16 protein-coding genes and 1 tRNA gene are annotated in these 19,931 nt (G+C 67.6%); 7 read left to right on the top strand and 10 right to left on the bottom strand.

The features are described 5' to 3' along the window. Positions 1 to 7 precede the first annotated feature (7 nt). Entirely contained in the window at positions 8 to 799 is a 792-nt protein-coding gene (gene rsmA, locus HLG70_RS17515) for a 16S rRNA (adenine(1518)-N(6)/adenine(1519)-N(6))-dimethyltransferase RsmA (RefSeq protein WP_171661716.1), read from the top strand. A 74-nt stretch (positions 800 to 873) separates the two neighbouring features. On the opposite strand, the gene HLG70_RS17510 is transcribed toward rsmA, so the two are convergent. Further along, on the bottom strand, positions 874 to 2,016 hold the full coding sequence (locus HLG70_RS17510; RefSeq protein WP_171661717.1) for a glycerate kinase: 1,143 nt from the start codon (positions 2,014 to 2,016) through the stop codon (positions 874 to 876). Between the two features lie 105 nt (positions 2,017 to 2,121). On the opposite strand from HLG70_RS17510, the gene pyk reads away from it, so the two are divergent. Further along, positions 2,122 to 3,564 carry a pyruvate kinase gene (gene pyk / locus HLG70_RS17505; protein WP_171661718.1) on the top strand — a complete coding sequence of 481 codons (1,443 nt, stop codon included), beginning with the start codon at positions 2,122 to 2,124 and terminating at the stop codon, positions 3,562 to 3,564. A 61-nt stretch (positions 3,565 to 3,625) separates the two neighbouring features. Here pyk and HLG70_RS17500 read toward each other — a convergent pair whose 3' ends face one another. Further along, complete coding sequence (locus HLG70_RS17500; protein ID WP_171661719.1) at positions 3,626 to 4,855, bottom strand: nucleoside recognition domain-containing protein; 1,230 nt, start codon at positions 4,853 to 4,855, stop codon at positions 3,626 to 3,628. 144 nt (positions 4,856 to 4,999) lie between these two features. Here HLG70_RS17500 and HLG70_RS17495 point away from each other — a divergent pair, with 144 nt between their 5' ends. Then, the gene (locus HLG70_RS17495; protein ID WP_171661720.1) at positions 5,000 to 7,264 is read left to right on the top strand and encodes an acyl-CoA dehydrogenase; all 2,265 of its coding nucleotides are present in this window, start codon (positions 5,000 to 5,002) and stop codon (positions 7,262 to 7,264) included. Here HLG70_RS17495 and def read toward each other — a convergent pair. From def to glyQ, 8 genes are all read right to left on the bottom strand, one after another. Continuing rightward, on the bottom strand, positions 7,261 to 7,794 hold the full coding sequence (gene def, locus HLG70_RS17490) for a peptide deformylase (protein WP_171661721.1): 534 nt from the start codon (positions 7,792 to 7,794) through the stop codon (positions 7,261 to 7,263). The genes HLG70_RS17495 and def overlap by 4 nt on opposite strands. Positions 7,795 to 7,886: 92 nt before the next feature. Then, complete coding sequence (gene gloA, locus HLG70_RS17485; RefSeq protein WP_006217551.1) at positions 7,887 to 8,282, bottom strand: lactoylglutathione lyase; 396 nt, start codon at positions 8,280 to 8,282, stop codon at positions 7,887 to 7,889. 10 nt (positions 8,283 to 8,292) lie between these two features. After that, complete coding sequence (locus tag HLG70_RS17480; protein WP_171661722.1) at positions 8,293 to 9,435, bottom strand: 2-aminoethylphosphonate--pyruvate transaminase; 1,143 nt, start codon at positions 9,433 to 9,435, stop codon at positions 8,293 to 8,295. Between the two features lie 21 nt (positions 9,436 to 9,456). Next, the gene (locus tag HLG70_RS17475) at positions 9,457 to 10,482 is read right to left on the bottom strand and encodes a M48 family metallopeptidase (protein WP_171661723.1); all 1,026 of its coding nucleotides are present in this window, start codon (positions 10,480 to 10,482) and stop codon (positions 9,457 to 9,459) included. Beyond that, on the bottom strand, positions 10,475 to 11,197 hold the full coding sequence (locus HLG70_RS17470; RefSeq protein WP_171661724.1) for a lysophospholipid acyltransferase family protein: 723 nt from the start codon (positions 11,195 to 11,197) through the stop codon (positions 10,475 to 10,477). Before HLG70_RS17470 ends, HLG70_RS17475 begins: the two co-directional genes overlap by 8 nt. A gap of 4 nt (positions 11,198 to 11,201) precedes the next feature. Beyond that, the gene (gene gmhB / locus HLG70_RS17465; RefSeq protein ID WP_171661725.1) at positions 11,202 to 11,741 is read right to left on the bottom strand and encodes a D-glycero-beta-D-manno-heptose 1,7-bisphosphate 7-phosphatase; all 540 of its coding nucleotides are present in this window, start codon (positions 11,739 to 11,741) and stop codon (positions 11,202 to 11,204) included. Further along, positions 11,738 to 13,876 (bottom strand): glycine--tRNA ligase subunit beta, encoded by a 2,139-nt coding sequence (gene glyS, locus HLG70_RS17460; RefSeq protein WP_171661726.1) that lies wholly within the window; start codon positions 13,874 to 13,876, stop codon positions 11,738 to 11,740. Before glyS ends, gmhB begins: the two co-directional genes overlap by 4 nt. Beyond that, complete coding sequence (glyQ, locus tag HLG70_RS17455) at positions 13,877 to 14,788, bottom strand: glycine--tRNA ligase subunit alpha (RefSeq protein ID WP_171661727.1); 912 nt, start codon at positions 14,786 to 14,788, stop codon at positions 13,877 to 13,879. 269 nt (positions 14,789 to 15,057) lie between these two features. Here glyQ and HLG70_RS17450 point away from each other — a divergent pair, with 269 nt between their 5' ends. The 4 genes from HLG70_RS17450 to HLG70_RS17435 all read left to right on the top strand — a co-directional run bounded on the left by HLG70_RS17450 (position 15,058) and on the right by HLG70_RS17435 (position 19,913). Then, entirely contained in the window at positions 15,058 to 15,825 is a 768-nt protein-coding gene (locus tag HLG70_RS17450; protein WP_171661728.1) for a crotonase/enoyl-CoA hydratase family protein, read from the top strand. An 85-nt stretch (positions 15,826 to 15,910) separates the two neighbouring features. Then, on the top strand, positions 15,911 to 17,434 hold the full coding sequence (locus HLG70_RS17445; protein WP_171661729.1) for a fumarate hydratase: 1,524 nt from the start codon (positions 15,911 to 15,913) through the stop codon (positions 17,432 to 17,434). Between the two features lie 94 nt (positions 17,435 to 17,528). After that, positions 17,529 to 17,600 (top strand) — tRNA-Trp (locus HLG70_RS17440). A gap of 27 nt (positions 17,601 to 17,627) precedes the next feature. Continuing rightward, a complete protein-coding gene (locus tag HLG70_RS17435; protein ID WP_171661730.1) occupies positions 17,628 to 19,913 on the top strand; it encodes a hypothetical protein in 2,286 nt (761 codons plus the stop codon). Positions 19,914 to 19,931 lie beyond the last annotated feature (18 nt).

The following is a 19,931-nucleotide window of genomic DNA, read 5'->3' as shown; positions in this document are numbered from 1 at the left end:
GCTTTTCATGTCTCAACACCAGGCGCGCAAGCGCTTTGGCCAGAACTTCCTGACCGACGAGAGCGTCGTCGAGTCCATCGTCCGGGCGGTTGCTCCCGCCCGCGATGATGCCGTGGTCGAGATCGGCCCGGGTTTGTCTGCGCTCACCCGGCCGCTGCTCGAGCGTCTGGATCACCTGACCGCGGTTGAAATCGACCGCGATCTGGCCGCCCGTCTGCGCAAGCAGTTCGAGGAAACCCGCCTGACCGTGGTCGAAGCCGATGCGCTGACGGTGGATTTTTCCCAGTTCGGCAGCGCGCTGCGTGTCGTGGGCAACCTGCCCTACAACATCTCCAGCCCGCTGCTGTTTCACCTGATGACCTGGGCCGACCACATCCGCGACCAGCATTTCATGCTCCAACGCGAAGTGATCGACCGCATGGTGGCGCAGGCCGGCACCGGCGACTTCAGCCGCTTGTCGGTGATGCTGCAATCGCGCTATCGCATGCACAAGCTGTTCGATGTGCCGCCGGAGGCCTTCGATCCGCCGCCCAAGGTGGTGTCGGCGATCGTGCGCATGGTGCCCTTGCCGGCGGACCGCTTGCGGCCGATCAGCGAGCGCGCCTTTGAAACGGTGGTGGCTCGCGCCTTCTCGCAGCGCCGCAAGATGCTGCGCCGCGTGCTGGCGGACTGGGCGCCGCAGGTGCCGTGGGAAGCCCTGGATATCCCGCCGACCGCCCGCGCCGAGGATATCTCGGTGGACCGCTACATCCGCTTGTCGGACGCACTGGTTGAAGCCGGCGTGTTGCAGCGGACTTGAACGCCGCCCTTGATGCAAAAAGGCCCCTCGGGGCCTTTTTTCATTCCAGCGTGTGCGGCGCGCCGGCGGCAGTCCTACAGCATGCGTTTTTGCGCGGCCATCCAAAGCTGCATGACATCGCGGGCGCGGTCGCTCAGCAGGCGTTCGGCGTCCGCCAGCGCCTGCTGCAGCGTGATGGGGCCGGGAGCCAGGCTGAATGCCGCGCTGATGCCGCAGGCGTGCAGGGCCTCGTAGCCTTCGCCTAGCGAGCCTGCCAGGGCCACGACGGGCACGCCCGCGCGCTGCGCGATCCGGGCGACGCCGGCTGGCGTCTTGCCGCGCAGCGTTTGGGCATCCATGCGGCCCTCGCCCGTGAACACCAGCGTGGCGCCCTCGACCGCCTGGGCCAGCCCGCCCAGCTCCGCCACGATTTCCACGCCAGGCCGGAAATGCGCATTCAGGAACGCCTTGGCGGCAAACCCCAAGCCGCCCGCCGCGCCGGCGCCGGGCTCGTCCCGGTGGTCGGCATTCAGGTGACGTGCGCAGACATCGGCAAAATTCGTGAGCATCCGGTCCAGCGTCAGCACCTGCTCCGGCGTCGCGCCTTTTTGCGGGCCGAACACATGCGAAGCGCCTTGCGGGCCGCACAGGGGGTTGTCCACGTCCGAGGCGATATCGATGCGGATCTGCGACAGGCGCGGGTCCAGTCCGCGCGTGTCGATGCTGGCCAGCTGGCCCAGCGCGCCGCCGCCGGGCGGCAGGCTGTGGCCGTCGGCGTCCAGCAGGCGCACGCCCAGGGCAGTCAGCATGCCGGCGCCCGCGTCGTTGGTGGCGGATCCGCCCAGCCCGAGGATGATGCGCGTGGCGCCTGCGTTCATGGCGGCCAGCATCAGTTCGCCCACGCCGTGGCTGCTGGCGCGCATGGGGTCGCGCTTGGAAGGAGAGATCAGTTCCAGGCCCGCCGCGGCGGCCATTTCGATCACCGCGGTGCCATCTTCCAGCAGCCCCCATATGGCGTCGACCTTGTGGCCCAGCGCATCGTTCACGGTGAGCTGCCGCTCCTTGCCGCCGGTTGCCGCCAGCACGGCCTCGACCGTGCCTTCGCCGCCGTCGGCCATCGGTATGCACACCGTATGTGCGCCGGGGAAGGCGGCCTTGACGCCTCGCGCAATGGCCGCCGCCGCATCAGGCGCGGAAACGCTTTCTTTGAAAGAGTCGGGTGCAATGACGATTTTCACGGGTTTCGATGGGCTCGTTGAAGGTCGGTGTGATCCTCATGATACCTGCGTGGACGCAGCCGGCGTACCATAGCGCTTTCGTTGTTTTTGCGAGAGTGGACCGCCATGCCTGTATTGCGCCGCACAAAAATTGTCGCCACCCTGGGACCCTCAACGTCATCGCCCGAACGCATCGAGGCGCTTATCCGCGCCGGCCTGGACGTGGCTCGCCTGAACTTCTCGCATGGCAGCGCGGACGATCACCGCGAACGCGCCCGGCTGGTGCGCGAGATCGCCGCCAGGCAAGGCCGGTTCGTCGCCATCATGGGCGATCTGCAAGGCCCCAAGATCCGCATCGCGCGCTTCGCCGAGAAGCTGGTGCAGTTGCAGATCGGCCAGCCGTTCACGCTGTCGCGCGTGCATCCCAAGGACGCGGGCACCGCCAGCATCGTGGGCATCGACTATCCGGAACTGGTGACCGACTGCCGCGTGGGCGACGAGCTGCTGCTCGATGACGGCCGCGTGGTGCTGGTGGTGGATCGGGTGGAGGGCGACGAAGTCCACACCACCGTCACGGTGGGCGGTCCGCTGTCGAACAACAAGGGCATCAACCGCCGTGGCGGCGGTCTGTCGGCGCCCAGCCTGACCGACAAGGACCGCGTCGACATCAAGCTGGCCGCGGAGATGGAACTGGACTACGTGGCGGTGTCGTTCCCGCGCTATGGCAGCGACATCGACGAGGCGCGTACCCTGCTTGCCGAGGCCGGCAGCCAGGCCTGGATCATCGCCAAGATCGAACGCGCCGAAGCAGTGGCCGACGACGAAGCGCTGGACTCGCTGATCCGCGCCAGCGATGGCGTGATGGTGGCGCGCGGCGACCTGGGCGTGGAAGTGGGCGACGCCGAACTGGTCGGCATCCAGAAGCGCATCATCCAGCACGCGCGCACTTTGAACAAGGTCGTCATCACCGCGACGCAAATGATGGAGTCGATGATCTCCAGCCCGATGCCGACCCGCGCCGAAGTGTCCGACGTGGCCAACGCGGTGCTGGATTACACCGATGCCGTGATGCTGTCGGCCGAAAGCGCGTCCGGACAGTATCCGGTCGAAACCGTGCAAGCCATGGCGCGCGTGTGCCTGGGCGCGGAAAAGCACCCGACCTCGACGGTGTCCCATCACCGCATGGGAGAGACCTTCACGCGCTGCGACGAAACGATCGCCCTGGCGGCCATGTACGCGGCCAATCATTTCCCCGGCGTGAAGGCCATCATCGCGCTGACGGAAAGCGGCCACACGCCGCTGATCATGTCGCGCATCCGCTCGGGCGTGCCGATCTACTGCTACAGCCCGCACAGCGTCACGCAGAACCGGGTGACGATGTTCCGCGGCGTCTACACGGTGCCGTTCTCGCCGTCGGACTACGAGCCCGCGGACCTGAGCAATGCCGCCATCGACGAACTACGCAAGCGCAATCTGGTGCAGGCGGGCGATTGGGTAATCCTGACCAAGGGCGACTTCTATCGCGACAGCGGCGGCACCAATGGCATGAAGATCCTGCTGGTGGATTGATGCGCGGCCGGTGGCCCGGAGGTGCCTGGCACCCCGGGCCGCCGGCGCGTACCGGCGCGTTTCAGCCGAAGAACCAGTAGCACACGCCGATGGCCGCCAGCACGCCGGCCAGATCGGCGATCAGCGCGCAGCCCACAGCATGGCGGGCGCGCAGAATGCCCACCGACCCGAAGTACACGGCCAGCACATAGAACGTGGTTTCGGTGCTGCCTTGCACCACGGCGGCCAGCAGCGCGGGGAAGCTGTCGACGCCGAAATGCGTCATGGTTTCCAGCATCATCGCGCGCGCCGCGCTACCCGAGAACGGCTTGACCAGCGCGGTGGGCAGCGCGTCGACGAAGCGCGTGTCCCAGCCCGCGTGCTGCGCCATCCAGCGGATGCCGTCCAGCAGGAAATCCAGCGCGCCGGACGCCCGCAGCACGCCCACGGCGCACAGCATCGCCACCAGGTAGGGCAACAGGCTCTTGGCGATATCGAAGCCTTCCTTGGCGCCTTCGATGAAGGTCTCGTAGACGGGCACCTTCTTCCAGGCGCCCACGATCAGGAAAGCCAGCAGGATGCCGAAGAGGGTCAGGTTGCCCATCAGCGACGACAGCGAGGCGATGGCCGCGGCCGACATGCTGGCCAGCAGCGCCATGAATCCGCCCATGACCAGCGCCGCGCCGCCCAGCCAGAGCATGATGACGGGGTCGGCCAGGCGCAGCCGCTGGCATGCCGCCACGGCCAGGAATCCCGCCAGCGTCGACGCGCTGGTGGCCAGCAGGATGGGCAGGAACACCAGGGTGGGATCGGGCGCGCCCTGCTGCGCGCGGAACATGAACAGGGTGACGGGCAGCAGGGTCAGCGACGACGCATTGAGCACCAGGAACAGGATCTGCGCGTTGCTGGCGGTCTCGGGCGTGGGATTCAGCGATTGCAGTTCGCGCATGGCGCGCAGGCCGATGGGCGTGGCGGCATTGTCCAGCCCCAGGCCGTTGGCGGCGAAGTTCAGCGTGATCAGGCCGATGGCCGGATGGTTGCGCGGCACCCCGGGCATCAGGCGCGCGAACAGCGGGCCCAGCACGTGGGCCAGCTTTTCGACCAGCCCGGCGCTTTCGGCGATGCGCAGGAAGCCCAGCCACAAGGTCAGCGTGCCGAAAAGCAGCACCATCACTTCCACGGAGACGCGCGCCATGTCGAACAGGCTGGCCACCATCAGGCGGAAGACCTCGGGGTCTCCGATGGCCAGCCAGCGGTACAGCGCGGCCACGGCAGCGGTGAGGAAGAAGCCCAGCCAGAGTTTGTTCAGCATGCGGACGTGCCCGGACAGCGGTTGATTGCGCACCAGCGCGGCGACGCCCATTGTCGCAGAGTCGGCACGCCGCGGCTTGGCCGCGGGCCGCCAATTCTGGTACTTTGGCCCGATACGCCTTAGGCCATAACAGAGAGGGGAGTCATGGATTTCAATGCTTGGCGCCGGCGCCGCATCTCGGAACCCGCGTACCGCTGGGCGCGCGATGCGCTGCCGGCCATGTCGGCCACCGAGCGCGAGGCCATCGAGGCCGGCGACTCCTGGTGGGACGCCGACCTGTTCACCGGCAATCCCGACTGGCGCAAGCTGCTGAGCGTGCCGGCCGCCACGCTGACCCCGGATGAACAGCGCTTCATCGATGGCCCGGTGGCGCAGCTGTGCGCCATGCTGGACGAATGGGACATCACCTGGAACCGGCGCGACCTGCCGCCGGAGGTCTGGGCCTTTCTCAAGGCGCAGCGCTTTTTCGGCATGATCATCCCGCGCCGCTATGGCGGCCTGGGGTTTTCGCCCTATGCGCACTCCGAGGTGGTGCGCCGCATTTCCGCGTATTCCATCACGGCGGGCGTCACCGTCATGGTCCCGAACTCGCTGGGGCCGGGCGAATTGCTGATGCAGTTCGGCACGCCCGCGCAGCGCGATTACTGGCTGCCTCGTCTGGCGGACGGCCGCGAGGTGCCGTGTTTCGGACTGACCAGCCCGGAAGCCGGTTCGGACGCGGCGTCCATGGTGGACACCGGCGTCGTGTGCCGGCAGGTGGTCGATGGCCGCGAGCTGATCGGCATCCGGCTGAACTGGCACAAGCGCTACATCACGCTGGGGCCCGTGGCCACCGTGCTGGGCCTGGCATTCAAGATGTCGGACCCGGATGGCATCCTGGGCGAGCCCCGGGATATCGGCATCTCCGTGGCGCTGGTGCCCACCGAGGCGCCCGGCGTGGAGATCGGCCGTCGCCATCTTCCCGCCATGCAGGTCTTCCAGAACGGGCCCAACAAGGGGCGCGACGTGTTTGTGCCGCTGGATGCGCTGATCGGCGGCGCCGACCGCGCCGGCCAGGGCTGGCAGATGCTGATGAGCGCGCTGGCGGCCGGGCGGGGCATTTCGCTGCCGTCGCTGTCGGCCGCGGCCGCGGTGATGTGTGCGCACACGACCGGCATGTACGCCCGCGTCCGGGAACAGTTCGGCATTCCCATCGGCAAATTCGAAGGGGTGCAGGAAAGGCTGGCCAGCCTGGCGGGCAACGCCTATCTGGTGGAGGCCGCGCGGCGCCTGACCTGCGCCGCGCTGAACCAGGACGTGAAGCCCGCCGTTGTCTCCGGCATCATGAAATACCACGCGACCGAGCGCATGCGCGGTTCGGTCAACGACGCCATGGACGTGCACGGCGGACGGGCCGTCATGGACGGTCCCGGCAACTATCTGGGCTCGCTGTACCGCGCCGTGCCCATTGCCATCACGGTCGAAGGCGCCAATATCCTGACGCGCAACCTGATCATCTTCGGGCAGGGCGCCATCCGCGCCCATCCGTATCTGATGCCGGAAATCCTGGCGCTGGGCAATCCCGACGAAGAGCGCGGCATCGAGGTCTTCCACGACGTGTTCTGGCGCCATCTGCGCCACGCCGGCGTCAATGCCCTGCGCGCCATCGGCCGGGCCTGGACCGGCGGAGTGATGGCGCCCGCGCCGTCCTCGGGACCGGCGGCCGGGCATTACCGGCGCCTGAGCCGCTACGCCTCGGGCTTCGCCCTGCTGGCCGACGCCACGCTGGCGCAACTGGGCGGGGGCCTGAAGCGCCGCGAGATGATTTCCGCGCGCCTGGGCGACATCCTGTCCGAACTCTATCTGCTGTCCGCCGTGCTCAAGCGCTGGGAGGACGAAGGGCGCAAGCACGATGACCTGCCGCTGCTGCGGTGGTGCATGGAGCAGGGCTACGCAAGCATCGAGAACAGCATGGACCAGGTACTGCGCAATCTGCCTGGCCGGGTGCTGTCCTGGGGATTGCGCGCCGCCATCCTGCCCTTGCGGCTGGCCAAGGGGCCGGGCGATGCGCTGACGCGGGAATGCGCGGAGCTGCTGCTCAAGCCCTCTCCCACGCATGCGCGTCTGGCGGCCGAGCTGCAGCGGGATCCGGGTGGCGACCCGTCTGACGGCGACCCGCTGGGCCTTTTGACCCGCGCCTTTGCGCTGGTGGACGCCGTGCAGCCCATCCGCGACCGCCTGCGCCAGTCGGGCGTGCGCGATTGGCGCGAGGCGCATCGCCGCGGCGCGATCACGGATGCGCAGGCTGGGCAGCTTGAAGCCGCCGAGGCCCTGGTGTCCCGGGTCCTGCAGGTGGACGATTTCGCGCCCGAAGACCTGTCGCCGCAAGCCGCGAAAACGGCTGCGGCGGGGGCTGGCCAGGACGCTTAGTCGTCCTGGTTGGGGTCCATGCCCGGGAACAGGATTTCAGTGAAGCCGAACTTCGAGAAATCCTGGATGCGGGACGGATAGAGGCGGCCGATCAGGTGGTCGCATTCATGCTGCACCACGCGTGCATGAAAGCCCTCGGCTTCGCGTTCGATCAACTGGCCGTAGGGATCGCGGCCGCTATAGCGGATATGGCGGTAGCGCGGCACCAGGCCGCGCAGGCCCGGCACGGACAGGCAACCTTCCCAGCCATCTTCCATCGCGTCCGACAGCGGCGTGATGACGGGGTTGCACAGGATGGTCTGCGGCACGGGAGGCGCATCGGGATAGCGCTCGTTGCGGTCGAAGCCGAAGATCACCAGCTGCAGGTCCACGCCGATCTGCGGCGCGGCCAGGCCCACTCCCTGGGCGGCCGCCATGGTTTCGAACATGTCGTCGATCAGGGCGTGCAGCTCGGGCGTGTCGAAGCGCTCGACCGGCGGCGCCACGCGCAGGAGCCTGGGGTCGCCCATTTTCAGGATGGGATGAATCATGGCGAAGGTCCGTATGGATGCTGGCGCCTGACACGCTTGAGATACCGGGGCAATTGCCGGGGTGTCAGACGCCGGGGTTGAAGCTCCAGGCCTTAGTCCTGGCGGCCTTTCTTCTGGATGAACTCGATCTTGTAGCCGTCGGGGTCTTCGACAAACGCAATGACCGTCTTGCCGTGCTTCATCGGGCCGGCTTCGCGCGTGACCTTGCCGCCGCGTTCCTTGACCTTGTCACAGGCTTCGTAGGCATTGTCGACTTCCAGGGCGATGTGGCCGTAGCCGTTGCCCAGGTCGTACTTGTCGGTGTCCCAGTTGTGGGTCAGCTCGATCACGGCGCCCTCGGACTCGTCCTGGTAGCCCACGAAGGCCAGCGTGAACTTGCCGTCCGGGTAGTCGTTGCGGCGCAGGACGCGCATGCCGAGCACGTTGGTGTAGAAGTCGATCGATTTGTCCAGGTTGCCGACTCGCAGCATGGTGTGGAGCATACGCATGATGTATTCCTTAAGCGGTGAGGGGGAGCGGAAAGCGCAGGGGCGTTGCGGCGCTTTCCCGATGGATTCCGATGTCGCGCAGCGCGCCGCCCATGGCGTCGACCGCCTGCCGCATCTGGTCGGCGCCAAAGGCGCCGATGCAGCCGACCCGGAAAGTGGGTTGTTCGGTGTTGTAGAAATTGCTGAGCACGTAGCCGCGGTGCTTGAGCGCGTCCACGAAGAGCTGCAGGTTCCAGGTCGGGGCGTCGGGAGCCAGGACGTTGACGACGATGGGGCCTTGCAGCTCGCGGGGCAGGTAGGGGGTCAGGCCCAGTCCGCTCACGCCATCATAGAGCGTGCGCATATTGGCCGTGTAGCGGGCCAGGCGGGCCTCTCGGCCTTCCTGGCGATACAGGTCCAGCGCCACCGCCAGCGCGGCCAGCGTGGGCGCGGGCGGCGTGAAGCGCGGGCCCGCGTTGGGAGCCAGGGTGTGCTGATAAATGTCAGCCAGGTCCAGCGACCAGCTTCCGGCGTTGCCGCGGGCGGCCTCCAGGCTGTCGCGCCGGGCCACCACGAAGGCGGCGCCGGGCAGGCCTTCGAGGCATTTGTTGGCGGTCAGCACCACGGCATCCACGGCCGGCAAGGCCCGCAGCTCCAGCGGCAGCGCGCCAAAGGCGGACACGGCGTCCACGATGACGCGGCGGCCCAGGGCATGGGCGATGCGCGCCAGTTCGGGCACGTCGTGGCAGATGCCGCTGCCGGTTTCGCTGTAGACCAGCGCCAGGTGCGTCAGCGTGGGGTCCCGTTCCAGCGCGGCGGCGACGGCCTGCGGGTCCACGCGTTCGGCCGCGCCCACGGACAGGGGCACGGCGATCCGGCCCGCGTCGCCGGCCAGCTTCTGCAGGCGGGCGGCGTAGGCGCCGGTGGACGGCGCCAGCAACCGGCCGCCGGGAGGCACAAAGGTGCGGATCGCGGCTTCCACCGCGAAATGGCCGCAACCGGGCAGGGCCAGCGCGACGTGGTCGCCGGGCTCTGCCTGCGCAACCGCCAGCACGCCGTCGCAGACCTGCCGGTAGATCTGGCGGAAATCGTTGTCCCATGGCGCATAGTCCTGCGCCATGGCGGCCTTCACCCGCGCATCGGTCGTGACCGGGCCCGGAATCAGCAGCAACATTTTTGTGTCTCCTAGATGCTCTCAGAATTGAGGCAGGGAAGCGGGGTCGTGACGCCGCAGGATGTTCTTGGCGTCTTCGAAGTCAGGCAGGATCTGGCCCACTTCGCGCCAGAAGTCCTGACTGTGGTTCATCTCGCGCAGGTGAGCAAGCTCATGCGCGATGACGTAATCGATGATGGCGGGCGCGAAATGGATCAGGCGCCAGTTCAGCATGATGTTGCCGTCGCTGGTGCAGGAGCCCCAGCGCGTGGCGGCCGACGACAGGCGCCAGCGGCGGATCTTCAGCCCGCTGATCTGCAGGAAGTGCGCCAGCCGCGCGCCGAACCAGGCGCCCGCGCGCTGTTGCAGCCAGGCCTGCGCCGAGTCGCGGATGCGGCCCTGGTCTGCGGTGGAGGGCAGCGCCAGCCACAGCGTGTCGCCGTCTTGCGGCGCTTCGGCGTCGCCGGATAGAAAGGCCTGGCGGCTTTCCCCGCCCACGCCGATGAGGATGCGGCGGCCGAGGTAGGGCAGTTCGCCGCCTGCCTGCCAGCGCGTGTGCGCCATGGCCAGTTGCTGCTTGCGGGCATGCCACTCGCGCAGCTTGGCGAGGATCCAGCGCGCCTTCTCGCGCACCGCGTCGTCGATCTGCGTCAGCGTCACCCAATTGGGCGCGGTGACGCGCAAGCCGTCGTCGGTGATCACGAAGCCGATGCTGCGGCGGCGCGAGCGCAGCAGCACGAAGCCGATGGGTTGTTGCTCGGTCGGCACCTCGCGCCAGCGCGCGCCGGGCGGCAGCGGGTCGGGACAGGGCGTGGGTACACGCGACGAGGCGTTGGGCGAGAGCGTCAGCAGCGGCTCGCCCGCGGGGGCGGGAGCCGGCGAGGCGTCGGGAAACAGATTGGCGGGCGTGACCGGCCGCAGGGCGTCCGGCCGGGTAGCCGGCGCCTTGGGCACCGCCGGCCGAGGCGCGGCTGGCGGATTCGGCAAGGCAATCAGCGGCGACGCGCCCGTGAGCGCGTCGTCTTCCTGCATGTCGAACAGGAGTTCGAGCTGATCAGTGCTAGACATACCTTTCGGGGTTGAGACGCCGCATTTCCCCTTCGATCCAGTCCTGGACCTTCTGGTTCAGTTCCTCGGGGGAGAGTCCCTTGGATTCTATCGCGGGACCGATCGACAGGGTGACCATGCCGGGATATTTCACGAAAGCGTTGCGCCGCCAGCACTCGCCGGCGTTATGCGCCACGGGAATGACGGGAGCGCCGGTGCGGGATGCGAGCTGCGCACCGCCCATCTTGAACCGCCCCGTCTTGCCCGGCGGCACGCGGGTGCCTTCGGGGAACAGCAGGGGCCAGCGGCCTTCGTCCAGGCGGGCCTGGCCTTGCCTGACCACCTGCTCGAATGCGTCGCGGCCCTTGCTGCGGTCGATGGCGATCATGCGCAGCAGCGCCAGTCCCCAGCCGAAGAACGGCACCATGTGCAGCTCTTTCTTGTAGACGAAGCAGACCTCGCGCGGCATATAGGCCGGGAAGAACAGTGTCTCCCAGGCCGACTGGTGCTTGGACAGCAGGATCGCCGGGCCGTCGGGCAGGTTCTCCCAGCCCTTGACCTGCCAGCGGATGCCGCAGAAGACCTTGGCGCCCCAGATGGCGAGGCGCGGCCAGCCGACGGTCAGTTTGTAGCGCCAGTGCAGCGGCAGCGGCGCCCAGAGGATGCAGGCGAAGGCGTAGGGGATGACCGTGACGGCCAGGAACAGGAAATACAGCAGCGAGCGTAACCGGGCCATCGAATCAAACGTCCTGAAGCAGGGCGTCGGCCACGGCCGACAAGTCATCGCATACGCGCGTGTTGTCGGGCAGGCCGCCCTTGGCCTGTGTCTTCTTGCCGTTGCCGGTCAGCACCAGCCAGGGCGAGCACCCCGCGGCCGAGGAGGCCTGGAGGTCGCGCAGCGAATCGCCCACCGCCGGCACGCCGGCAAGATTGACGTCGTAGCGGTGGCCGATCTGCTCGAACATGCCCGGGCGGGGCTTGCGGCAGGTGCAGTCGTCATCGGGCCCGTGCGGGCACATGAACACGGAATCGATGCTGCCGCCCACCGCAGCGAGCTCGCGCCGCATCTTGGTGTGGATGGCAGTCAGCGTATCCATGTCGAACAGGCCGCGCGCAAGGCCCGACTGGTTGGTGGCGACCACCACTTTCCAGCCCGCCTGGGTTAGCCGGGCGATGGCCTGCAGGCTGCCCGGCAGGGCGATCCATTCGTCAGGGTTCTTGACGAACGAATCGCTGTCCTGGTTGATGACGCCGTCGCGGTCGAGGATGATCAGTTTCACTGTGCAAGCCTGGAGATGTCTGCCACCTGGTTCATCAGGCCATGCAGCTGGCTCAGCAAAGCCAGCCGGTTGGCGCGCACGGCCGGGTCTTCGGCCATGACCATGACGTCGGCAAAAAAGGCGTCCACGGGTTCGCGGGCCTGGGCCAGCGTGGAAAGGCTGCCAGCGAAGTCGCCCGCGGCGAGCTGTGCCTCGGCCTTCGGGCGCAGCGTGGACACGGCTGCGGCCAGGGCTTTTTCGGCGGGTTCCACCAGCGCGCCGTCGTTCACCGCACCGATCTCGCCTTCGGCCTTCTTCAGCAGATTGCCGATGCGCTTGTTGGCGGCGGCCAGGCTGGCGGCTTCGGGCAGCTGCGCAAAGGCCGCGGCCGCGCGCACGCGCTCGGCCACCTGGTGCAGGGGCGGGGTCAGCGCGATCACTGCTTCCACCGCATTGCGGTCGAAGTCGTTGATCAGCTGGTTGCGATAGCGTTCATAGATGAAGGTGCGGACTTCGGGCACCGTGTCGGCCGGGATCTTGCCCGCCGGGAACGTGCCGGCGGCCAGTTCCAGCAAGCCATTCAAGGACAGCGGGCCGTCCTGGCTGATCTTCAGCCAGCCGCCGGCGGCCAGTTGCTCGAACGCGCTGATCAGGCCCAGCGCCGCGCGGCGCAGGCCGAAGGGGTCGCGCTCGCCGGTGGGAGCCAGGCCAATGGCCCAGATGCCGACCAGCGTTTCCACGCGCTCAGCGATGAACAGCGTGGCGGCGGTGAGCGTGTCCTGCGTGACGGGCGCGTCATAGCGATTGCGGTACTGATTGCGCAGGGCCTGCACGACGCTGTCGGGCTCGCCGTCGCCGGCCGCGTAATAGGCGCCCATGATGCCTTGCAGCTCAGGGAATTCGCCCACCATGTTGGAGCCCAGGTCGGCCTTGGCCAGCATGGCGGCGCGGTCGGCGGCCGAAACGTCGCCGCCCAGCTGCCCGGCCACGCCGCGGGCGATCGCGCGCACGCGCTCGACGCGTTCAAGCTGGGTGCCCAGCTTGTTGTGATAAACGATGGAGCCCAGTTGCTCGACGCGCGCGGCCAGCGGCGTCTTGCGGTCGGTCTCGAAGAAGAACTGCGCGTCGGCCAGGCGCGGGCGCACCACGCGCTGGTTGCCTTCGACGATGTTCACCGGATTGTCCGTGTGCATGTTGCTCACGATCAGGAAGCGGTGCGTCAGGCGGCCGGTGGCCGGGTCGAACAGCGGGAAGTACTTCTGGTTCAGCCGCATGGTCAGGATCAGGCATTCCTGCGGCACTTGCAGGAACTGCTCTTCGAACTGGCCCACGTAGACGGTGGGGTGTTCGACCAGCGCGGTGACTTCGTCCAGCAGGGCGGCCACTTCGGGATCGTCGCCCAGGGTGGCGGACAGGCGGCCGGCGTGGTCCAGCAACTGGCGCTGGATCTCGTCGCGGCGGCCTTCGAACGACGCCACGACGCGGCCCTTTTCAGCCAGCGTGGCGGCGTAGGAATCGGCGTCGGCGAACGCGACGGGGCCTGCGCTCATGAAGCGGTGGCCCAGCGTGTCGCGGCCCGCCGACAGGCCCAGCGCCGACACCGGCACCACGTCGGCGCCGAACAGGGCGACCAGGCCGTGCGCCGGGCGCACGAACTTGACGGTGGTGACGCCATCGGCCAACTGGTAGCGCATGACCTTGGGGATGGGCAGGCCGTCGATGGCGGCATCGATGCCTTCCTGCAAGCCGGCCGCCAACTGGGCGCCGGCGGCGGTGCCGCGCGCGACCAGGTAGTCCTGCTTGCCGTCGGACTCGCGGTCCAGCGTGGACAGGTCGATGTTTTCCAGGCCCTTGGCGGCCAGCTTCTTCTGCAGCGCGGGCGTGGCCTTGCCGTCTTCGGTCAGGCCGATCTTCACCGGCATCAGCTTTTCGGCGTAGGGCTGGTCGGGCGCTTGGGCCAGCACGGCGGACAGGTGCACGGCCAGGCGGCGCGGTGTCGAATACGCGGTCACGGCGCAGCCCTCGGCCAGCAGGCCGTGGCGGTCCAGGGTGGCGCGCACGCCTTCGGCGTAGGCCTGGCCCAGCTTCTGCAGGGCCTTGGGCGGGAGTTCTTCGGTCAGCAGTTCGACCAGCAGCGGGCGGATGTTCGTCGTCATTTATGCAGCCTCCCCGGCGGCCTTGTCGCGGCCCAGCATGGGAAAGCCCAGTCGTTCGCGGGAATCGTAGTAAGCCTGGGCGACGGCGCGCGACAGGTTGCGGATGCGGCCGATGTAGGCGGCGCGCTCGGTCACGCTGATCGCGCCGCGCGCGTCCAGCATGTTGAACGTGTGCGCGGCCTTCAGGGCGGCCTCGTAGGCCGGCAGCGCCAGCGGCACGTCCATCAGGCGCTTGGCCTCGTTTTCGTAGTCATTGAAGTGCGAGAACAGCATCTCGGCGGACGAGTGCTCGAAGTTGTAGGTGGACTGCTCCACCTCGTTCTGGTGGAACACGTCGCGGTACAGCACGCGGTTGCCGTTGGCGCCTTCGGTCCAGACCAGGTCGTAGACGCTTTCCACGTCCTGCAGGTACATGGCCAGGCGTTCCAGGCCGTAGGTGATTTCGCCGGTGGTCGGCGTGCAATCCAGGCCGCCGACCTGCTGGAAGTAGGTGAACTGCGTGACTTCCATGCCGTTCAGCCAGACTTCCCAGCCCAGGCCCCAGGCGCCCAGCGTGGGATTTTCCCAGTCGTCCTCGACGAAACGGATGTCGTGCTGGGTCGGGTCGATGCCCAGCGCCTTGAGCGAACCGATGTAGAGATCCAGGATTTCCGGGGGCGCGGGCTTCAGCACGACCTGGTACTGGTAATAGTGTTGCAGGCGGTTGGGGTTTTCGCCGTAGCGGCCATCCTTGGGACGGCGCGAGGGCTGCACGTAGGCGGCGCGCCAGGGCTCCGGGCCGATCGCGCGCAGGAACGTGGCCGTATGCGAGGTGCCGGCGCCGACTTCCATGTCGTAGGGTTGCAGCAGGGCGCAACCCTGCTTGTCCCAGTATTCCTGGAGCGTAAGGATGATTTGCTGAAAGGTGAGCATAGGATTCTTGGAATTCGGCCGCCGGGCAAGGGCTGCCCTGGGCGTGGGAAACCCGGCATTTTAACTGGCCTGGGGGCGCAGCGGTCCCAGGCGCGGGGATGACGGTTACATCTTGTGCTCGGCATGCGTTCCGGGTGTGCCCCAGGTGGACGCCTGGCGGCCCCCGCGCTGCACCCCGAAACCAATGATCGTATGATTCCGGGTTGAGGCTTGAGTCTTATATAAAACCCGGAACAAGATTCCGAGAATTCCCGAAAAGGAGCAGTCCCATGTCTGACCTGATCACGGTGGAAGTCACCGACGGCATCCAGATCATCACGATCAACCGTCCCGAGGCCAAGAACGCCATCAATCTGGAAACCGCCGTGGCCATGGCCGCCGCGCTGGACCAGCTGGACAGCCGCGACGACGTCCGCATCGGCATCCTGACGGGTGGCGGCGGCACGTTTTCGTCGGGCATGGACCTGAAGGCTTTCGCCAAGTCGGGTCAGCGTCCGTACGTGGAAGGCCGCGGCTTTGCCGGCCTGAACGAACGGCCGCCCAAGAAGCCGCTGATCGCCGCGGTCGAAGGCTACGCCCTGGCCGGCGGTTGCGAAATGGCGCTGGCTTCCGACCTGATCGTGGCCGCGAACAATGCCAAGTTCGGCCTGCCCGAGGTCAAGCGTGGCCTGGTGGCCGGCGCCGGCGGCCTGCTGCGCCTGCCGCGCCGCCTGCCGTACCACATCGCCATGGAAGTCATCCTGACGGGCGAGATGCTGAGCGCCGAGCGCGCCCACGCCTTCGGCCTGGTCAACCGCCTGACCGAACCCGGCGGCGCCCTGGCCGGCGCGCTGGAACTGGCCCGGGCCATCGTCGAGAACGGCCCGCTGGCGGTTCAGACCGCCAAGAGCATCGTGGCGCAATCCGGCGACTGGGAGCAGGAAGGCATGTTCGACCGCCAGCGCCCGCTGATCGCACATATCTTTACGTCCGCCGACGCCAAGGAAGGCGCCACCGCCTTTGCCGAGAAGCGCAAGCCCGTCTGGCAAGGCAAATAAAATAGGCTGTACACACAAGCGCGCGGCCGGTACTGCCGGCCGCGTTTTCACGTTTTCATGTTTTCCATCCTGACCGCAGATCGCCATGTCCGTCATCATTAAAGAAGAAGACCTCATCCAGTCGATAGCCGATGGCATTCAGTTCATCAGCTACTACCACCCCGTCGACTACATCCGCCACCTGGCGCGCGCCTACGAGCGCGAGGAAAGCCCGGCCGCGCGCGACGCGATGGCGCAGATCCTGACCAATTCGCGCATGTGCGCCGAAGGCAAGCGACCGCTGTGCCAGGACACCGGCATCGTCAACGTCTTCCTGAAGATCGGCATGAGCGTGCGCTTCGACACCAAGCGCACCCTGCAGGAACTCTGCGACGAAGGCGTGCGCCGCGGCTACCTGAATCCCGACAATCCCCTGCGTGCTTCCGTGCTGGACGACCCGCTGTTCGCGCGCAAGAACACGCGCGACAACACGCCCTGTATCCTGCACGTCGAACTTGTCCAGGGCGACAAGGTCGACGTGCAGATCGCCTCGAAGGGCGGCGGTTCCGAAAACAAGACCAAGTTCGCCATGCTGAATCCCAGCGATTCGCTGGTGGACTGGGTGCTGAAGACCGTTCCCACGATGGGCGCCGGCTGGTGTCCCCCGGGCATGCTGGGCATCGGCGTCGGCGGCACCGCCGAAAAAGCCATGCTGATGGCCAAGCAGTCGTTGATGGAAGACATCGACATGTACGAACTGCTGGCCCGCGGCCCGCAGAACAAGCTGGAAGAGCTGCGCATCGAGCTGTACGAAAAGGTCAACGCGCTGGGCATCGGCGCGCAGGGCCTGGGCGGCCTGACCACCGTGCTGGACGTCAAGATCAGCACCTTCCCGACGCACGCGGCCTCCAAGCCCGTGGCCATGATCCCGAACTGCGCGGCCACCCGCCATGCGCACTTCGAGCTGGACGGTTCCGGCCCCGCGCGCCTGGATCCGCCGTCGCTGTCCGAATGGCCGGAAGTGCACTGGGCCCCGGACTACAACAAGTCCAAGCAGGTCGACCTGAACACCCTGACCCGCGAAGAAGTCGCCAGCTGGAAGCCGGGCCAGACCCTGCTGCTGTCGGGCAAGATGCTGACCGGCCGCGACGCCGCGCACAAGCGCATCCAGGACATGCTGGCCAAGGGCGAACCGCTGCCCGTGGACTTCACCAACCGCGTGATCTATTACGTGGGGCCGGTGGATCCGGTGGGTGACGAAGTGGTCGGCCCCGCCGGTCCCACCACCGCCACCCGCATGGACAAGTTCACCGACATGATGCTGGAGAAGACCGGCCTGATCTCCATGATCGGCAAGTCCGAGCGCGGCCCGGTCGCCATCGAAGCCATCAAGAAGCACGGTTCGGCCTACCTGATGGCCGTGGGTGGCGCGGCCTACCTGGTGTCCAAGGCAATTCGCGGCGCCAAGGTGCTGGGCTTTGCGGACCTGGGCATGGAAGCCATCTATGAGTTCGACGTGAAGGACATGCCGGTGACCGTGGCGGTGGACGCCCAGGGCACTTCGGTCCACACGACCGGACCCAAGGAATGGCAGGCGAAGATCGGCAAGATCCCGGTTGCCGTCGCCTAACCGAAGATGAATCGGCCGCTGGAATCAGCGGCCGATTTTTTTTGGGGCGGCAAGAAACCGCGGACAGGCGGTATGTCTATACTGCGTCCGTTGTTCCGGGATAGTTCAGCGGCAGAACATTCGGCTCCAGTCCGAATAGGCGCTGGTTCGAATCCAGCTCCCGGATCCCTTCTTCTCACGCGAGGCAGGCATCATGGATGACGCTCCGGATGCGCTCGGGGTGGGCAGCGGCTACGCCGCCGCCATGCTCGCGAAAGCATTCCTGACCTACGAGACTCACGTGGACCCGGTCGTCCGTGACCGGGCGGCCGCGCGCGTCGCCCGCTGGCAGCAAGTGCTGGCGCAGTCATTGGCCGGCTCCGTCGCCTACGGGTCGCCGACTCCGCTGCCCGGGATTCCCGACTGGGTGACGCTCGATGTCGCCACGGGCGGATTCGCCACCGGCGCCCTGCTCGCGGGCGGGCCGCTGACCGGGTTCGAACGCGAACTGGCCGCCAGCCTTCCCGGCGTCCAGGCCGGCAGCGAGCGGCGCGATCTCAATGCCTACTTCCTGAGCGAGGCCGGGGTTGCGCAATTGCAGCGCCGCATGGCCAGCGGCGACTATCGCATCGACGTGCCCGAGGAAGCGGCGCTGGCGGTGGTGGCCTGGCTGCTGGGCCAGGGACAGGCCGAGGCCGCGCGCGAACTGGTCTCGGTCCTGGCGCCGTTCTTCGACCGTCTGCGCTTCTATCCCGCGCCGCGGTCGGCAGAAGACGGGACCGGCGCCGAGATCCATGTCAGCACGGCGGGCGAAGTGGCCACGCGCTTGTCCGGCCTGGCGCCACAGCCGCGCATCGCGGCGCAACGGGCGGCGGTGCAAGGCCTGTTGCCGCGCTACGACCAGGCCATAGCCTTGTTCCTGGAGACGGTCGAGGACGGCTGGCCCTGCCGGCGTTATCCGCAGGATTGGGCGCGCCGCGCCGAGGCGCTGGTCAAGGACATCAATGCCGCGCAAGCCTGCGGCCAGGTATCGCTCGGCACATCGCGCCGGCATCGCCACAAGCGAGAACTTTTTGAACTGCTGGCGCGCTGCGCGCAGGCCCCGGATGCCTTGAGCGGCAGGCAGGTGGGGCGGATACGCCGCATCGTGCAGGATTTCGTGGCCGCGCATGGCGAACCGGGTTCGCCCGGGCACCAGGCATTTCGGCAAGCTCAGCGCCGCGACGTCGCCGCCGTTGGATTCCATGAAATCGCGCCCCTGATTGCCGGCCGGCTGCAGAGCTATCCGGCAACGGCCGGCGTGCGGGACTTGACGCCGGTGCTGGCGCCCTTGACCGCGCAGGAGGCGGGCAGCCTGGGCCTGCCAGCGGGAGCGGCAGTGCCGGCGCCGGTGGCACGGCGCGCGCGGCGTTGCCAAAGCGGCACGATTGCGCAGCTGGTGGAATACGGGCTGATCGCCTCCGGAGAATTCCTGGCGACACTGGCGCCGCAGATAACGTCCGCCCTGCAGGGCGGAGGCTTTGACGATCCGGTATTGCGGGCGGTGTACGGAGCCTGCTATCAGGCGTTCCGCCGGCGTCGTTCCCTCTTGCTCCTCAATCTGGAGCGGCAGGCGACGTTTGGCGGACTGCCCTGGATCGCGGCCGTCGAGAACCATCGGCGGGCGGCGCAACAGGACGCCGTTGCGGCGCGCGCCGTACTGAACGAGATTGCGGGACTGACGCTTGCGTCGTTTCCCCATGCGCCATTGCCCAACAAGCTGCTGCAGGAGTTGCGCGCGCTTGCGGAGCGCGCGCAATGGGACCTTCCGCTGGTCGATGAACTGGCGGCGGACATTTTCATGTGCCGGTTCGGACGAAAGTTCCTGGACGCGGCCCGGTGCGCGTCGCTACTGCTGGATGGCCGCCTGTACGCCAACTACTACGCAATCGACGCGCGGGACATCCTGGCGCTGCCGATGCCCCGGGAATCCAGGGGCGTGGACGCATTCGGCCTGCTTTGCGCGGCGCGCGCCGGGGTGCAAGCCGGCCTGGGTCAGCCGGCCGTCAACGGCATGGTCATCGAACAGCAGCAGATCCTGACCACGCAGAACCTTGCGGTGCTGGTGGCGGACGCTGGCCTGGACGCAGTCTTGCGCAGCCGTTACGCGCAGATGGCGGCCGCGGGCTTCGAATGGATCTGCGCACGCCAGCAGATGAAGATCAACGATTGGCATCCGCGTTTGCGCATGATCCGCAATACCGCGCAGGCCTGGCGGCAAGTGCTGTTCTATCTTTCCCTGCTCGCTCCCGCGGAGCAGAGAGCGGCGATTGCCGCGATGGAAGCGCATCTGCGGACGCAGGGGGCGGCATTCCAGCGCCGTTTCCGGCCGGTCATGCAAGGCCTGCATCAGGCGGCGGATGGCGAGCGCCTGCCCCAGCATGAAACGGGTGCTCAGGGAGCGCGCGTGTTCAGGGGCTGGTCCAATACGCGCCATTGGCTGCTGGACGACGCGCGCTGACCGCGGCGCGTCCAGCGG

Origin of the sequence: Achromobacter deleyi (genome assembly GCF_013116765.2) — a bacterium.
In the GTDB taxonomy this organism is placed as follows: Bacteria; Pseudomonadota; Gammaproteobacteria; order Burkholderiales; family Burkholderiaceae_B; genus Achromobacter; species Achromobacter deleyi_A.
The sequence above is the reverse complement of the archived record's forward strand: the minus strand, read 5'-3'. Positions and strand labels throughout refer to the sequence as shown.

Coding starts and splice junctions, on each gene's coding strand:
- rsmA (WP_171661716.1), top strand. CDS start 8: ATGTCTCAACACCAGGCGCGCAAGCGCTTTGGCCAGAACTTCCTGACC.
- pyk (WP_171661718.1), top strand. CDS start 2,122: ATGCCTGTATTGCGCCGCACAAAAATTGTCGCCACCCTGGGACCCTCA.
- HLG70_RS17500 (WP_171661719.1), bottom strand. CDS start 4,855: ATGCTGAACAAACTCTGGCTGGGCTTCTTCCTCACCGCTGCCGTGGCC.
- HLG70_RS17495 (WP_171661720.1), top strand. CDS start 5,000: ATGGATTTCAATGCTTGGCGCCGGCGCCGCATCTCGGAACCCGCGTAC.
- def (WP_171661721.1), bottom strand. CDS start 7,794: ATGATTCATCCCATCCTGAAAATGGGCGACCCCAGGCTCCTGCGCGTG.
- gloA (WP_006217551.1), bottom strand. CDS start 8,282: ATGCGTATGCTCCACACCATGCTGCGAGTCGGCAACCTGGACAAATCG.
- HLG70_RS17480 (WP_171661722.1), bottom strand. CDS start 9,435: ATGTTGCTGCTGATTCCGGGCCCGGTCACGACCGATGCGCGGGTGAAG.
- HLG70_RS17475 (WP_171661723.1), bottom strand. CDS start 10,482: ATGTCTAGCACTGATCAGCTCGAACTCCTGTTCGACATGCAGGAAGAC.
- HLG70_RS17470 (WP_171661724.1), bottom strand. CDS start 11,197: ATGGCCCGGTTACGCTCGCTGCTGTATTTCCTGTTCCTGGCCGTCACG.
- glyS (WP_171661726.1), bottom strand. CDS start 13,876: ATGACGACGAACATCCGCCCGCTGCTGGTCGAACTGCTGACCGAAGAA.
- glyQ (WP_171661727.1), bottom strand. CDS start 14,788: ATGCTCACCTTTCAGCAAATCATCCTTACGCTCCAGGAATACTGGGAC.
- HLG70_RS17450 (WP_171661728.1), top strand. CDS start 15,058: ATGTCTGACCTGATCACGGTGGAAGTCACCGACGGCATCCAGATCATC.
- HLG70_RS17445 (WP_171661729.1), top strand. CDS start 15,911: ATGTCCGTCATCATTAAAGAAGAAGACCTCATCCAGTCGATAGCCGAT.
- HLG70_RS17435 (WP_171661730.1), top strand. CDS start 17,628: ATGGATGACGCTCCGGATGCGCTCGGGGTGGGCAGCGGCTACGCCGCC.